Source organism: Viridibacillus sp. KH_047 (genome assembly GCF_057838945.1).
In genome coordinates this window covers 2,378,192-2,393,796 of record NZ_CM174479.1, presented here as the reverse complement: position 1 = coordinate 2,393,796, position 15,605 = coordinate 2,378,192, and the positions used below count along the sequence as shown (strand labels likewise).

Sequence of the window (15,605 nt, the reverse complement as noted above, 5' to 3'; positions counted from 1 at the left end):
TTATAATTTAATAGAGTTCGAGCTTTCTTATTAAATAGAAAGCTCATCTCCCTCTGTTGTTTAGACAAGAAAGGAGTGAAAGTATGGCCGAGATCCCACAATTATTAATAAATGGGCTAATAACAGGTAGTTTTTATGTATTAATTGCCTTGGGTTTAACAATTATCTATGGGATTTTAGATATTTCACATTTTGCGCATGGATCAGTTGCAATGTTATCTGGTTATGTAGGCTACGTTTTTGTATCGAGATATCAAATAGATTTATTTTTAGCCTTACTAATCAGTATGGTATTTGCAGCTATAGTAGGTGTCATTTTAGAGCGTGTAGCTTATCGACCTGTTAGAAATGCTCCTCATATTAATGGATTTATCATTGCTTTAGCACTGATGCTAATAATAGATAATGTGGCTGTTTTAATCTTCGGAGCCAATCAAGCAATTATCAAAACTACATACACTGAAATTTTCCAAATAGGATCAGTATCTATTAGTAGTTTGCGTGTTTATCTATTTATAATAAGTGTCATTTTGGTTATAGCTTTATATCTGTTTATGAAATTTTCTAAAACAGGCAAAGCTATTCGTGCTGTAGCTCAAAATAGAGATGCTGCACAAATTGTTGGTATTAATACAAACTTGATTTCAAGTATAGTATTTGCTTTAGGTTCTGCTATGGCAGGAGCTGCAGGTATTTTTATGGGCGCTGTATTCGCATTATATCCTGCAATGGGTGGTCATACAGTGATGAAAGGGTTTGCCATTCTTATTTTAGGTGGACTTGGTAGTTTTCCAGGGGCCATTATCGGTGGACTAATTATTGGTTTAACAGAAACATTTGGTGCTGCTTGGATTTCCTCATCATATAAAGATTTATTTGCATTTGTAGTTTTGATTGCGGTATTGGCATTCAAACCTAATGGACTTCTTGGAAATAGGGGGTTATAAAATGTTATCACCAAAAAAAATAGCAATTATAGCTTTGGTTTTAGCAGCTATACTATTACCACTATTCGGTATTACTAATTACTCTATGCACCTCGTCATATACTCTTTAATTTGGGTGATTATGACACAAGGCTTAAATATCATCCAGGGCTTTACCGGTTATGTTTCTATCGCACAAGCAGCTTTTTTTGGAATTGGTGCTTATAGTAGTTCTCTATTAGCCATTCATTTTACTCTCTCACCATGGTTAACAATACCATTAGCCATAGTCATTACAGGATTAGTTGCGTTAATAGTTGGGTACCCCTCATTAAAAACTAAAGGACATTACTTCGCTATTGTAACAATGTCATTTTGTATGATTATCTGGGTAATTATGGTTTCATGGATTGACTTTACAGGTGGTGAATCTGGATTAACCGAGATTCCTCCAATGACATCATTCTTGGGGCTAGATTTCAAGGATAAGACTGTTTTTTATTATTTTATTTTAATTATGGTTATTTTAACAATTGTATTTGTTTATAGATTCATAAATTCAAATATAGGCCGTGCATTAATCACAATTCGTGAAAATGAACAATTAGCCCAAGCTATTGGGATTCCCATATTTAAATATAAGATGTTAGCTTTTATGATTAGTGCAATGTTAGGAGGGTTTGCTGGTGGTATTTATGCACACTATTCAGCTTTTATCAATCCAACGCCTTTTACTGTAGATTACTCATTAAACGCGATCTTGGCAGTAATCATTGGCGGTAGCGGAACTATTGCAGGCCCAATACTAGGTTCATTTATTATGATTTTCTTACCTGAATATTTAAGAGTTGTTGAAGAATATAGATTAATAATTTATGGCATCATTCTAATTCTTCTTATGATTTACATGCCAAAAGGGATAATAAGTATTATCACAACATTATTTAATAAATTTATAAAAAAACAAAAACCACACACAAATAGAAGTCGGAGTTATACAAATAAAGTTAACAATCCTAATAAACAAAACTTATAAAAAACTTTTAAATTAAGAAAGGGGAATTTCCATGACTTTAGTCGGGTACGCAAAAATGATGTTCCAATATGAATTAGAAGATGTAGTAGGTCAAAAAAATGTAATTACCGAGAAAACCCTGAGAGAAGAATTATCAATCGATCAATATTGGTTGACACATATGTGGAAAGAGAAAAATCAAGAATTACCATTACCTGACTTTGTTGTACGCCCTCTCGATACGGAAGAGACAGCAAAGATTCTAAAAATCTGCAATACATATAAGATTCCAGTTGTAGCTAGAGGTGGTGGGTCAGGTTCAGCTGGTGGTGCTGCAACTCTTTATGGTGGTGTCGTAATTGACTTAACAAGAATGAATAAAATCCTTGAAATAGATATAAATTCTATGATTTTAACTGCACAACCAGGAATCAACGGAAGAGTTTTAGAAGATGAGTTAAATACACACGGTGTTATGCTTGCACATTATCCATCTTCGGTCGACATTGCTACATTAGGTGGTTATTTAGCAGCTCGTGGATCTGGAGTTATGTCTACAAAATATGGTAAGGCTGAAGATATGGTTCTTTCTATAGAGGTTGTCTTACCAGATGGAACAATAATTGATACTTTAACTACACCAAATCATGCATGTGGCCCTGGTTTATTACAATTATTTGTAGGTTCAGAAGGTACTCTAGGCATTATTACTAAAATTAGAATGCGTTTAGACCCAATTCCTGAAACTCGTGCATTTAATATGATTAAGTTTAATTCAGTGGGCGAAGGACTGGAAGCAGGTCGTCAAATAATGGTACAGCGTCTTAATCCTGCAGTAATTCGATTATATGATGAAGGCTCTACAGCTAAATCACTTAATACAACTGGGTTAAATTTGGATGGGATATATATGGTCATAATGTTTGATGGGCATAAGGAACTAGTATTAGCGCAACAAAAGAAAGTTTTAGAAATTTGTATACAAAATGGTGGCGAAGATTTAGGTGAAGAATTAGGAAAACATTGGTGGAATACAAGATATGTTGCATATAAACCTCCAGTACATCCAGCTTTTCCATTAATGTATGGCACACCAGAAACAGTAACTACATTCAATAATATTGAACAAGTTTATCATGCAAAGAAAAAATTAGTTGAAGAAAAATACAAGCAATGGGATACAAAATATACAGCACATTTCTCACATTGGTATCCATGGGGAGCTATGATTTATGACCGTTTCTACATTGAAAATCCACCAAAAGATCCAGAAGAGTCATTCCGTTTGCATAATGAGATCTTTGCGGATTGTGCAAGAGTAAATCTAGAAAACGGAGCCGTATTAAATGAACACCACGGAATCGGTTTTAAATTAGGATGGATGATGCCAGAACAATATGGAACTGCATTCAATATCTTGTTGGATATTAAGAAAATCATTGATCCTAAAGGAATAATGAATCCAGGTAAATTAGGTTTTGGAAAATGGTGAAAACTGAGTAAGAAGGAGAATAATTATGAGAGGTTTAGTATATACGGGCAACAAGACACTTTCTGTTAAAGAATTAAAAATTCCAGAAAATTCAGAATCTGAGCTGCGTATTAAAGTAGCTTATACAGGAATATGTGGTTCTGATATTCTACTTTGGAATGGAGGATATCCAAGGGTTAAGCCACCACTTGTAATTGGGCATGAATTTTCTGGGGTGATAGATAAAGTATCAGTCAATAGTCAATTTAAAGTGGGAGATCGTGTTGTAGTTGAACCATTAATCAGTTGTGGTACATGTAGTCCATGTTTAGTCGGGGAATATAATTTATGTGAAAGCTTAAATTTAGTTGGTATCGATAAAGATGGCGGGATGGCTGAATATGTATGTGTCGATGAAAAAAAAGTACTCAAATTACCCGATAAAGTTTCGCTAAAAGATGCTGCTCTCATCGAACCGATAGCTGTAACTATTCATATGCTCAAAAAACTACAACATGTCCAAGGGCAAAAGATGCTTATTATAGGGGCTGGACCTATTGGATTTCTAACAGCTACTATCGCTAGGTCTATGGGAGCTGAAGTAATATTATCAGAAGTTAACGCTTATAGAATTCAAGAAGCTAAAGATAAAGGTTTTACTGTCATAAATCCATTTGAAGAGAATCTAATAGCAAGAGTTAAAGAACTAACTCAAAATGCAGGTGCAGATATAGTCGTTGAAGCAACTGGTGTTCCCACATCTTTATCAACGTGTATTGAAGCTTCAAAAGCTAAAGGTGTGCTGATTATTGCAGGGATGGCTAAAAAACCAGTAACTATTGATTCTTATCGAATAATCTTTAAGGAGTTAAATATCGTTGGGACTAGAACATATCAACTTCAAGATTTTTTGGATGCCATACAAATTTTAGAAAATAAAACCTTTGATACCAATCAATTTATTTCTAGAATTGTAACATTAGAGACAGTCGTTAAAAATGGATTTGAAGCCATTGAAAATGGAGACAGTGTTATGAAAGTAGTTGTTCAATTAGGGCAGGAGGTCTAAACCTATTGATAAAAGAAGAATATGTTATTGGTGTAGACCATGGCACAGGCGGTTGTAAGATTACATGTATTAATAAACAAGGCCAATTAGTTGCAGAATCTTTCACCGGCTACGCATCTCATTATAAGTTTCCTAAATGGGTTGAACAAGATCCGAATGATTGGATTAATGCTACTATAATTGGTATTAAAAAAGCCACACAGAATTTCACTGAACAACAGAAACAGAATATTAAAGCAATTAGTTTTTCTGCACCACATCACGTTGCGGTTTTATTGGACGAAAATGGAAACTTGATTCGAAAAGCAATTATGTGGAACGATCAGAGGAGTGGGGATGAAGCTAATTATCTCAACACTAACTATGGTGAGTTAATATTTAAAAAGACTAATAACACCCCCTCTCCCACATGGACACTGCCACAATTTCTTTGGCTAATGAAACATGAACCTGAAAATTATTCTCGAATAAAAAAGATTCTCTTTGAGAAAGACTATATTCGATATAAATTTAGTGGGAAGATTGCAACAGATTACATTGAAGCAGAAGGTAGTATGTTATTCAACATACATACAAAGGAATGGGATGAAGAAATTTTAAATCTTATTCAACTGAATAAATCATTATTTCCCAATATTGGCTTACCTACAGATATTAGTGGTCATTTATTAGAAGAGATGGCAAATAAAATGATGTTACCTACTGGCATAGAAATTGTTATAGGTACAGCGGATACTGCAGCTGAAATGTACGGATGTGGTGCAATTGAAGAAGGAACTGGGTTAGTGAAATTGGCAACAGCTGGGAACTTTTCTCTTTTAACATCCCAATTACATGACAATCCTAATTTAACAGGCTATGACTCTGTTATAAATGGGCTTTATTATCAAAATAGTGCAACTAACTTTGCTGCAGCGTCTTTCAGATGGTTTAAAGAAACATTTTATCCAGAAGCAACGGAAACAATTGGTGAAGAAGGTATCTATTCATATATAGATAAAGAAGCAGAAAGTACTAGCGTAGGTTCTGAAGGATTATTATTCCATCCATATTTAAATGGAGAGAGGTCTCCCTATTGGGATCCTAACTTAAAAGGGAGTTTCTTTGGTATTACAACAAGGCATAAACGAAAGCATTTTGCACGAGCGGTTTTAGAAGGTGTTGCATTTTCAATTAAAGATGCTTCTTTAGAGTTAAAAGGTTCAGAAATCACAAAATTAAAAATTATAGGAGGCGGTAGTAAGAGTGACTTATGGAAACAAATTGTAGCTGATGTATTGAATGTACAGCTAGAAGTTCCAAAATTAAATGACGCTTCCTTCGGTGGTGCTTTACTTGCTGCAACTGCAATCGGTTGGTTTGATAATGTTAATAATGCAGTTCTGTCATCTCAAAGTGTTATTGAAGTAATTAATCCTATCCCATCTAATGTCACTGTCTATAGTAATTTATTTGATATTTATAAAGAATATCAAATAAGCACAAAAAAACTGTCTCATAAACTATCTGAATTAAATATATGAGTATTCCTAGAAGATGAAGTTCGTAGGATAAACCAGAGACTCTTAATCAATTGTAGAGGAAGGTAGTAATTAGCATGCCATTTATTCCTGTGGAAATGTTAGAAGGTGTATCCAACGAAAAAAAGCAAGAATTAGTAGAAAAAATTACAGATTTATTTTCTGGAAATTTAGGTGCACCAAGAGACCGTATCTTTATTTTCTTTGAAGATTTAAAAAAGACTCATTATGCAAAGAATGGTTCACTGGTCTTCTTTACAGAGGAGCCTAAAAATATATAATTTTTAATTATCCTCATTTATTAAACGAATTCAAATTGAATTAAGTTGTTTATAGATGAGGGTTTTTATTTACTGTAACATGAGGTGAAAATAAGAGGGAATTAAATATGCCATTGAAGAAATGACAGAAATGAAACTTGCGATTTGGAATAAGGAGTGAAAATTATGATTAATGAAATTAACTTCCCACTAAAATCCTATATTGGTTGGGGTGCATTAGAAAATTTAAATACTATAATCGAGAAAGAAAAAGCAACGAATATTTTATTAATTACAGATCCATTCTTAAGTCAAAATGGAATCTCAGATAAAATTATGAATATGCTTCAACAAAAAGTAGACCTTTTTACAGATGTTATTCCAGAGCCCACACTTCAACTGGCTGAAGATTTAATTAATATTGTACGTTCTAAAGAATATGATTTTATCATTGGACTAGGTGGTGGCAGTGCATTAGATTTAGCGAAAATTGCAAGTTCTATTGCACCTCAAGAAGGAAAAGTAAGAGACTATTTAAATCTAGCGGGCACCAAAAAAATTTATAATGACTGTATTTCATCAGTACTTATTCCAACTACTTCAGGCACAGGTTCCGAAGTAACAAATATAGCTGTATTATCATTAGAAACAACAAAAGATGTTATTACACATGATTCTCTACTAAGTAAATATTCTATTGTTGACCCAGCACTAACAACAACTCTACCACCTAAAGTTACTGCTTCAACAGGAATAGATGCACTTACTCACGCAATTGAAGCTTATTTATCTAAAAACGCTTCAACAATATCTGATTGTTTAGCGTTAGAAGCAATAAACCTAATAACAAGCTCAATTAAAGATGCTGTCAAAGACGGCAAGAACAAAGAAGCAAGAATTAATATGAGTAAAGGTAGTTATTTAGCTGGCTTAGCTTTTTTCAATGCTGGTGTAGGTGGCGTTCATGCTCTAGCATATCCATTAGGCGGACAATTTCATATTGCACATGGTGAATCCAATGCCCTACTATTACCTTATGTTATGGAGTATATCTCTAATTCATGTGAGGGAAGAATGAAAAAAATTTATTCTACTATTTCAAAAAAAACTACAACCAATATAGATTGCAAAGAATTTATTAACTATTTGAAAGAATTAATTTCAGAAATCGGTTTAAGCTCAAAGTTAACTGATTACGGAATAAAAGATACTGATTTAAAGCTTTTAACTGAAGAGGCTGCACATCAAACTCGACTTTTAGCTAGAAGTCCCCTTACATTAGAAAAAGAGGACATCTATAAAATCTATGCCACAGCACTTAATTAATACTCTTTTTATTCATTAAGGAGTGACGTCAGGAAAATGCGGATTTTCAATATTAAGCCTCGTTTCCTGACGATTTTTTCATTTTTTACAAAGCGGTATTAAAGTGAATTTGTATCCTTTTATACCTTCCTCACAACCCTATCCCACTAGCAGTATTATCCTAAAAAGTCGTCCCATGCGTGATATACCACTGGAGGGAACTAGACTGTTTGTGTTGGTCTGTCGCATTATCTGCTGTTCACTTTTCCCAGCTTTAGCCGCAGTCGAACAAACCCCAACAGGATGCCCCCGATTAATTGATTGGTGCGATACTTGCGAAAGTTCTACATAAAGGCGTTAGATCCTTCTTCTGTCAGCAACAATTTTTAAGTAAAGAGCCTTCATTGAACTTTATATACTTAACTGAATAATCTAAAACGCCCTCCAGCTTAATTTGTTGGAGGGCGTTTTATTTGTATGCAGTACTGCAGATCATACATAAACAATTCATTTACAAAGTTAATAAATTGACAATATTATTTAACTTTTAGATTAATGTTAGCTCATTCAATCGATGGATTATTTATTACAAACTCCAAAAGAAAACTGAAACAAATGGATAACGATAGAAATACCAAAAAGTATTGAATTTATTAATAAACCTCGATAATTTACGTTTATTAATAAAAATTTACAAATTATTAATGATAAGGAATCATTGAGTTAACAAATTATGTAAAAATTAGTGATACAATGAACAGGCTATCAGATGTAATGAAAAACTGTTTCGGTAAAACTATCTAATTTAGGAGGATACTCGAATTGTCAAAAACTAAAGTATTGATTATCACTCAAAATTTTCATCCTGAAATTGGTAGCCACGCAAATAGAATGAATAATATTTTTCAATTACTACAGATAGATGGCTATGAGGTCTCTGTCTTGACTACAGAACCATCTTATCCAAATAAGCATCTTTATGAAGATGAGAAGTTTTGGAATAACAAATCGTTAAATGATCATGAGAATATTCATAGAGTACATGTTAAAAATAGAAAATATGCATTTAGTATGTTAAATAGGTTAATCCACTATATTGAAATTTCATTAAAAATGCTATTTTTTGTTTTATTTGATAAACAAAAATATGACGTCGTATTCGTTACATCGCCAGCTATATTTATGGCATTTGTTGGTGTCATAGCGAAAATTAAGTATAAATCAAAATTTATTTTAGACATTAGAGATCTTTGGCCCGAATCATTAAAAGGGGTTGGAGTCTTTAATAACAAGTGGATCATTAAGTTTTTTTCAATATTAGAAGTTTATTTATATAGAAAAGCAAACTACATAGTCATTAATAGTATTGGTTTTATGGATTATATAGTGCAAAAGTCAAAAGTAGACCGCAACAAAATCATATTCATTCCAAATGCTGCTCGAGAATTTGAGGTGAATGTAGTAAACAAAAAAGATGACCAATTTAAAGTCATCTATACAGGAAATATTGGGCTGGCTCAGGATGTAGATTTCCTCAAAAAATTAGTTCAACAATTGAATCAAAATCATATTTCGATCACTATCGTGGGCTATGGACAAAAGAAAAATGAGCTATTCAAGTTTATTAGCGATAACAAATTAGATAATGTAACAATCGAAAATCCTACTACTCGACATGAGTGTTTAAAGTTAAATGCAAAACATGATGTTGGTGTACTAGCCTTAAATAATAAGGAAGTATTTGATACAGTTTTACCAGGTAAATTAATCGATTATATGTCATCTGGATTGCCAGTTGTAGCAGCTGTTTCAGGATATTCAAAAGAGCTTATAGAAGAGAATCGAACAGGCTTTGTTTCTGGAAATCGTGATGCTGTGAAAATAGTAGAATATATTTTGATGTTAAAAAATAATCCTGAAATACGACACAAAATAGCAAAAAACAGTATGAATTTGATTAGAAAACAGTTTTTATGGGAAAAAAATATAAAAAAATTAACATGTTTATTTGAAAGTGATTATAAATTCAGAGAAATAGAACCATTAAACAATAAAATAGATAGGGATTTAACATTATGAGTAAAAACGTATGTATGTTTGTTTGGAACAATTTCACTAATGATGCTAGAGTGCTGAGGGAATGTACCGCGTTATCAGAAGAGGGCTATAAAGTAGACCTTATTTGCATTCATGATCCAACTGATAAAAAGATGAAATTTGAAGAAAAGAGAAGTGAAAACTTTAATGTCTTTAGAGTTCGGCGATACCCCATCCTCTTTACAATACTTCAATCATGTCTCAGATTTTGTTTGAAGTATAAATTAGTAGGAGGAGTTGCAGCATTCATTTGGGTGTTTTCAGTTTATTATTTTCCTTTAGTGACTCTCTTAGTAACTTTTCTTGGGTTGCTTCTTTTAAAGACAAAGGTTAAAACAGTGTTTATTAGAGGGAGTATAATTTGTCGGATGATTATAAGGGGTAGCAAGAAAAAGTATGATCTGTATCATTCCAACGATTTAAATACTTTGCCCCAAGGTTTTATATGTGCCAAATGGCGACTGAAAAAGAAAGCACTAATTTATGATTCCCATGAAGTTCAAACAAGTAGAACGGGCTACGATAGTCCAATTTATGGCATGATGGAACAGTTTTTTATTAAAAGAATCGATTCTATGATAGTAGAAAATCATACAAGAGCTAAATTCAACGAAGACTTATATGGATTTTATCCGAATGTAGTGCATAACTATCCTTTTTTGCAGACAGAAGTTTTAAATGAAACAGTGAATCTTCATAAAATGCTTCAATTACCTGTAGATGAAAAGATCCTACTTTACCAAGGGGGAATTCAAGCGGGAAGGGGCTTGAAACAATTAATACAGGCCGTTCCAAGATTTAAGGAAGGAACACTTGTATTAATTGGAGACGGTAGAATAAAACCTGATTTGGAGAAAATGGTGAAGGAAATGAATCTTCAGGGGAAAGTGAAGTTTATATCAAAAGTGCCACTTACTGAATTACCGAAATATACAAAGAATGCTTATATCGGTTTTCAAGTATTGAATAACACAAACTTTAATCATTACTCAGCTTCTTCAAATAAATTATTTGAATATATGATGGCAGGTGTACCAGTGGTTGCATGCGACTTTCCTGAAATCAAAAGAGTAATTGAGGGAGAAAATACAGGGATATGTATCGATTCTCATAATCCAAGTGCTATTGCTGATGCAGTGAATAGACTGATAGAGAATAGGGAATTACATAACCAATTGAGTGAAAACAGTTTAAAGGCTAGTAAAATTTATAATTGGGAAAGTGAAAAAGGATTGTTTCTAAATGTTTATACAAAAAGAATATCGGCTTATATTAAAGGGATGGAAACGACCATATCTCATTAAAAATAATAGGAGTGTTAATTTTGGACTTAAAAACAAATGACACATCTGAAGAACTGGATCAACTAACGAAACGACTAATTTATAAAAAACAGTCTAAAATAAGCATTTTTGAAGAGCTTTTAAGAATATACGAAAGTGAAGAAAAGTTGCTAACGTCGTATAAACAATTATCTGCCCAACATTATGCAATCAGTAATTCAAAACTAGCAAAAGTAACTTATGCATACTGGAGATTTTTGAAAAGAATTAAGCGAGGCAAAAAAAATGAAAATAGCTAATTTGGATGAGCAAATCAATCAAATCAAATCGAGAAAAGAACTTATCGAGTTTGCTATTAAAAAAGAAAAATATGAGATCAATCACTTATTAGAAAATAGCAAGTTACCAGATAATATAGCCATAGAACCAGTTTCTTTATTCAATGACGAGGCAGATAAATCAATCAAAATGGATAAAGAAGAGTATTTATCTTATAGGGAAGAAGTTGCTGATTTCGAGTATTTTGAACGTATAAAACCATTGCTTGAAATGATACCAGATAGCAACGGAAGTCGTTATTACCAAAAGTATAAAGTAAATGTCGGAATCATAGCAGATGAGTTTTTATATCAGTCCTACAAAGATGTAGCAAACTTTTATCCGATTACATTTTCTAATTACAAAGAGTATAAAAGTAAACTAGATTTCTTATTAGTTGTTAGTACTTGGAAGGGCTTGGATAAGGCTTGGGAGGGTTTAGGGAATCCTTCATCACGAAAAAGAGAAAAAGCACATAAAATAATACATTTTTTTAAAAAGAATAAAGTTCAAACGGTGTTTTACTCTAAAGAAGATCCTGTTGACTATGAAGCATTCATTGGATTAGCAAGAAAATGTGAGTATGTATTTACTACAGCAGTTGAAAAGATTGAAAGTTATCAAAAAGGCTGTCGTCATAACAACATCTTTGTATTAGAGTTTGGTGTAAATCCACTCTATCATAATCCAATTGGGATAAAAAATATTCAAAAAAGTAGTGATGTTTTCTTTGCTGGATCGTGGCTAAACAAATATCCGGAAAGACAAAAGGAAACAATCGAAATATTTGATGGAGTAATCAAGGCTAATAGAAGATTAAAAATAGTCGATAGAAATTTTCAGCTAAATAAGCCTAACTACTTCTTTCCATCAAAGTATTTACAATATAGTTCACCAGCTATAGAACATGAATATCTTCAAAAAGTTCATAAATTATATGATTGGTCTATCAACTTAAATTCAATTAAATTTAGTGAAACAATGTTTGCGAATAGAATTTACGAACTACAAGCAATTGGGAATATAATTATTTCTAATTATAGTGTAGGGGTGAATGATAAGTTTCCTAACATATTTCTAGTGAATAATCAGAACGAATTGAAGGATATATTGAATGGATTTACTAGTGAAGAAGTGTATAAACATCAAGTAGTGGGCATTAGAAATGTCATGTCTTCTCATACTACGTTTGAAAGATTTGATTATCTATTAGACTGTATTGGTTTTAACAGGCAGCTACATTCAAAGAAAGTACTGGTTGTCGCAAATTTAATGAGTGATGATGTAATACGAGATTTTGAAAATCAAACGTATGTAGAAAAGGATTTAATAACTGAAACTGACTTTAATGAAGATATAAAACAAGACTATGATTTTATCGCTTTTTTTAATTCAAAATACAATTATCAAGAGTATTACCTAGAAGATATGATAAATGGATTTAAATATACGAATTCTGATTATATTGCAAAAAATAGTTATTATCATGGCAACGAGCTAGTCGAAGGTGTTGAACATACTTATATCAATGAGATGAAAGATAAATATAAAACAGTGTTTTGGTCAAAAGCTTTCCAAACAAATGAATTGTTGAATATGAACCAAAAGCAGATAAGAGAAAATGGCTATTGTATTGATCATTTTGAATTAAATACAGCATTTAAAAAAGAGCAATTAGAAAGTGATGAAAGAACGTATGAATTATCTGTCATTATACCTGTTTTTAATAATGGAAAATACTTGCTGAACAAGTGTTTTAATAGTCTTAAAAGAAGTAGTATTTTCGAAAAGATGGAAATCATCATTATTGATGATGGATCTTCAAAAAAAGAGACGATTGCTACTATTAATAGAATAGCTAGGGAACATCCCCACGTCGTCACCTATTTCTATCATGAAGGAGGAAGCGGGAGTGCTTCAAGAGCTAGAAATAAGGGAGCAGAACTTGCCACTACCGAATATGTAACTTATTTAGATCCAGACAATGAAGCGGTTAATGATGGCTATGCCAAATTGTTAAATTTACTAAAAAATAATAATGAATTAGATATAGCCATTGGAAATATGGTTAAGCTGAATAATTCGAAAATTGGTAATTTTAAATACTTTGAAACGGTAATTAATGCTTGTCAGAGCAACATTATCAATTATCCAAAAAAACTATTAATGGATACCGATTTAAGGACACAAAGTATTCAGGCATTAGTAGTGAAAAGAGAAATCATCATTAACAACAGTTTGAAAATGATTGAAAATGCAGGTGGACAAGATACATTGTTTTTCCAAGAACTACTGTTGCATTCAAGTAAAGGGGCTGTGATTGATAAGGATATACATATTTACTACGCAGCTGTGTCCGGATCTGTAACGAATACGGTAACGAAAGCGTTTTTTGAAAAGTATTATACATTAGAGAAAGAAAGACTACCATTTTTGATAAAAAACGACCTGTTGGATTTATAGAGCGTCAATTACTCCAGAAACGGCTGATGTGTTTATTATTGCTGTTCCTACACCTAATAATCAGGACCTATATAAATCTTGTGATTTAACCTTAATGCAATAAAATCTATATTACCCTTTTTAAAAAGAGGTAATATAATAATCGTTGAATCGACAATTGCTCCTCGTAGTATGGATGATGTTATCAAACCGTTAGTAGATCAAACTGGCTTTGTAGTTGGTAAAGACATTTTCCTTGTACACTGTCCTGAAAGAGTACTACCAGGTCAGATTTTTCATGAGTTAGTGTTTAATAATAGGATAGTTGGCGGAATTACTCCTGCATGCGAAGAAGCAGGGGCTATCGTTTATAGCACTTTTGTAAAAGGTGAAATTATTAAAACGGATGCGAGAACAGCAGAGATGTCTAAGTTAATGGAAAATACATTTAGAGATGTGAATATAGCACTTGCAAATGAATTGGCGAATGTATGTCATCGATTAGAGATAAATGTATTAGATGTTATCGAAATGGCCAATAAACATCCACGTGTCAATATACATACACCAGGTCCAGGTGTAGGGGGTCACTGCTTAGCAGTAGATCCATATTTTATCGTTGCAAAGGCACCAGAAATTGCTCAGTTAATAAAGTTATCTCGTACAATTAACATCTCAATGCCTCAATTTGTAGTAGAAAATGTCAAAAAACTAATGAATCATGTCGAAGGAAAAGTGGTTACTATTTTAGGTCTCACATATAAAGGTAATGTGGATGACATTCGTGAAAGTCCAGCAATTGAAGTATTCAAACAATTACAAGCAGAGCATAATTATGAAGTGCGAGCTTATGATCCACACGTTAAATTAGATTGGGTTTTACAAGATTTAGAGCAAGCGGTAAAAGACTCTGATCTCATCGTTGTTTTATCAGATCATGATGAGTTTAAGGAATTTGGAGATCCTGACTTTTCCACTATGTCAAATATAAGAATTTTTGATACAAAAAATGTAGTCAAACGTGTTCCCAATTATGTTGAATATATTAATTATGGAAACCTTTATAACTATACTAAAAAGAAAGCTACTGCTGTATGAATTTTGTTCGACAGGTATTAAAAGAACAAATTTCTCATCTTAATTTGATATTTCGATTAAGCTTGTATGAAGAAAAAGGAAAGTATGCAATGCACTATTTGGGTGCTTTATGGCAAATATTAAATCCATTCATTCAAATTGGTGTATATTGGCTCATTTTTGGTTTAGGAATAAGAAAGGGTTCTCCTGTTGAGGGAACCCCATTTTTTCTATGGCTGATTATTGGGTTAGTACCGTGGTTGTATATCAGTAGGACAATTACACAAGCGTCAAATAGTGTTTATGCAAAAGTAAATTTAGTATCTAAAATGAATTTTCCTGTAAGCGTTCTGCCTACCATAAATATCGTTGGGAATTCAATCTCTTTCATACCTATGCTTATCCTAACTCTTGGCATTGCTTTAGGATATGGTATTTTCTCAGGTATATATTTAATACAATTACTCTATTATTTAGTTTCCCTGTATGTCTTTCTGTTTGCATTGACACTGCTATTATCAACACTTACAACTATTATTCGAGATATTCAGATTATAATACAATCAATTGTTCGATTAATGATGTATTTCTTACCAATCGTCTGGAATGTTCACAACTTCCCTGAATTGTTAGTCAGTATTTTGAAATTGAATCCTTTATTTTATATTATTGAAGGATTTAGGCATTCTCTCTTAGGAGGGGAATGGTTTTATGAGGATATTCCGTATTCCATTTATTTTTGGAGTATAACTATCCTAATACTTACAATTGGTTCTTATATACATTTGAAATTTCGTGATAGATTTGTTGACTACCTATAGT

12 protein-coding genes and 1 pseudogene are annotated in these 15,605 nt (G+C 32.5%); all 13 read left to right on the top strand.

The window, feature by feature from the left end; all coding sequences use genetic code 11:
• Positions 1-83: 83 nt before the first annotated feature.
• On the top strand, positions 84-947 hold the full coding sequence (locus AC3IS5_RS11885; protein ID WP_489424601.1) for a branched-chain amino acid ABC transporter permease: 864 nt from the start codon (positions 84-86) through the stop codon (positions 945-947).
• Between the two features lies 1 nt (position 948).
• Complete coding sequence (locus AC3IS5_RS11880) at positions 949-1,962, top strand: branched-chain amino acid ABC transporter permease (protein ID WP_489424600.1); 1,014 nt, start codon at positions 949-951, stop codon at positions 1,960-1,962.
• A gap of 31 nt (positions 1,963-1,993) precedes the next feature.
• Positions 1,994-3,433 (top strand): FAD-binding oxidoreductase, encoded by a 1,440-nt coding sequence (locus AC3IS5_RS11875; protein WP_489424599.1) that lies wholly within the window; start codon positions 1,994-1,996, stop codon positions 3,431-3,433.
• Between the two features lie 25 nt (positions 3,434-3,458).
• Positions 3,459-4,481: a zinc-dependent alcohol dehydrogenase gene (locus AC3IS5_RS11870; RefSeq protein WP_489424598.1), complete on the top strand. Its 1,023-nt coding sequence runs from the start codon at positions 3,459-3,461 to the stop codon at positions 4,479-4,481.
• Between the two features lie 5 nt (positions 4,482-4,486).
• Positions 4,487-6,004 carry a xylulokinase gene (gene xylB, locus AC3IS5_RS11865; RefSeq protein WP_489424597.1) on the top strand — a complete coding sequence of 506 codons (1,518 nt, stop codon included), beginning with the start codon at positions 4,487-4,489 and terminating at the stop codon, positions 6,002-6,004.
• Positions 6,005-6,078: 74 nt separating this feature from the next.
• The gene (thmT, locus tag AC3IS5_RS11860) at positions 6,079-6,282 is read left to right on the top strand and encodes a 2-hydroxymuconate tautomerase (protein WP_489424596.1); all 204 of its coding nucleotides are present in this window, start codon (positions 6,079-6,081) and stop codon (positions 6,280-6,282) included.
• A gap of 162 nt (positions 6,283-6,444) precedes the next feature.
• Positions 6,445-7,587: an iron-containing alcohol dehydrogenase gene (locus tag AC3IS5_RS11855; RefSeq protein WP_489427877.1), complete on the top strand. Its 1,143-nt coding sequence runs from the start codon at positions 6,445-6,447 to the stop codon at positions 7,585-7,587.
• An 801-nt stretch (positions 7,588-8,388) separates the two neighbouring features.
• A complete protein-coding gene (locus AC3IS5_RS11850; protein ID WP_489424595.1) occupies positions 8,389-9,645 on the top strand; it encodes a glycosyltransferase family 4 protein in 1,257 nt (418 codons plus the stop codon).
• Positions 9,639-10,967 (top strand): glycosyltransferase, encoded by a 1,329-nt coding sequence (locus AC3IS5_RS11845; RefSeq protein ID WP_489427876.1) that lies wholly within the window; start codon positions 9,639-9,641, stop codon positions 10,965-10,967. Before AC3IS5_RS11850 ends, AC3IS5_RS11845 begins: the two co-directional genes overlap by 7 nt.
• Positions 10,968-10,987: 20 nt before the next feature.
• Positions 10,988-11,245, top strand: coding sequence for a hypothetical protein (locus AC3IS5_RS11840; RefSeq protein WP_489424594.1), 258 nt, complete (start codon positions 10,988-10,990; stop codon positions 11,243-11,245).
• The gene (locus tag AC3IS5_RS11835) at positions 11,232-13,727 is read left to right on the top strand and encodes a glycosyltransferase (protein ID WP_489424593.1); all 2,496 of its coding nucleotides are present in this window, start codon (positions 11,232-11,234) and stop codon (positions 13,725-13,727) included. The genes AC3IS5_RS11840 and AC3IS5_RS11835 overlap by 14 nt, the downstream gene beginning before the upstream one ends.
• Positions 13,723-14,804, top strand: a pseudogene (locus AC3IS5_RS11830) (nucleotide sugar dehydrogenase); the annotation flags it as partial. The gene AC3IS5_RS11835 and the pseudogene AC3IS5_RS11830, both read left to right, overlap by 5 nt.
• Complete coding sequence (locus AC3IS5_RS11825; protein ID WP_489424592.1) at positions 14,801-15,604, top strand: ABC transporter permease; 804 nt, start codon at positions 14,801-14,803, stop codon at positions 15,602-15,604. The pseudogene AC3IS5_RS11830 and the gene AC3IS5_RS11825, both read left to right, overlap by 4 nt.
• Position 15,605 lies beyond the last annotated feature (1 nt).

What these genes read in the sequence shown, in the direction of transcription:
- AC3IS5_RS11885 (WP_489424601.1), top strand. Translation starts at nt 84, where the DNA reads ATGGCCGAGATCCCACAATTATTAATAAATGGGCTAATAACAGGTAGT.
- AC3IS5_RS11880 (WP_489424600.1), top strand. Translation starts at nt 949, where the DNA reads ATGTTATCACCAAAAAAAATAGCAATTATAGCTTTGGTTTTAGCAGCT.
- AC3IS5_RS11875 (WP_489424599.1), top strand. Translation starts at nt 1,994, where the DNA reads ATGACTTTAGTCGGGTACGCAAAAATGATGTTCCAATATGAATTAGAA.
- AC3IS5_RS11870 (WP_489424598.1), top strand. Translation starts at nt 3,459, where the DNA reads ATGAGAGGTTTAGTATATACGGGCAACAAGACACTTTCTGTTAAAGAA.
- thmT (WP_489424596.1), top strand. Translation starts at nt 6,079, where the DNA reads ATGCCATTTATTCCTGTGGAAATGTTAGAAGGTGTATCCAACGAAAAA.
- AC3IS5_RS11835 (WP_489424593.1), top strand. Translation starts at nt 11,232, where the DNA reads ATGAAAATAGCTAATTTGGATGAGCAAATCAATCAAATCAAATCGAGA.
- AC3IS5_RS11825 (WP_489424592.1), top strand. Translation starts at nt 14,801, where the DNA reads ATGAATTTTGTTCGACAGGTATTAAAAGAACAAATTTCTCATCTTAAT.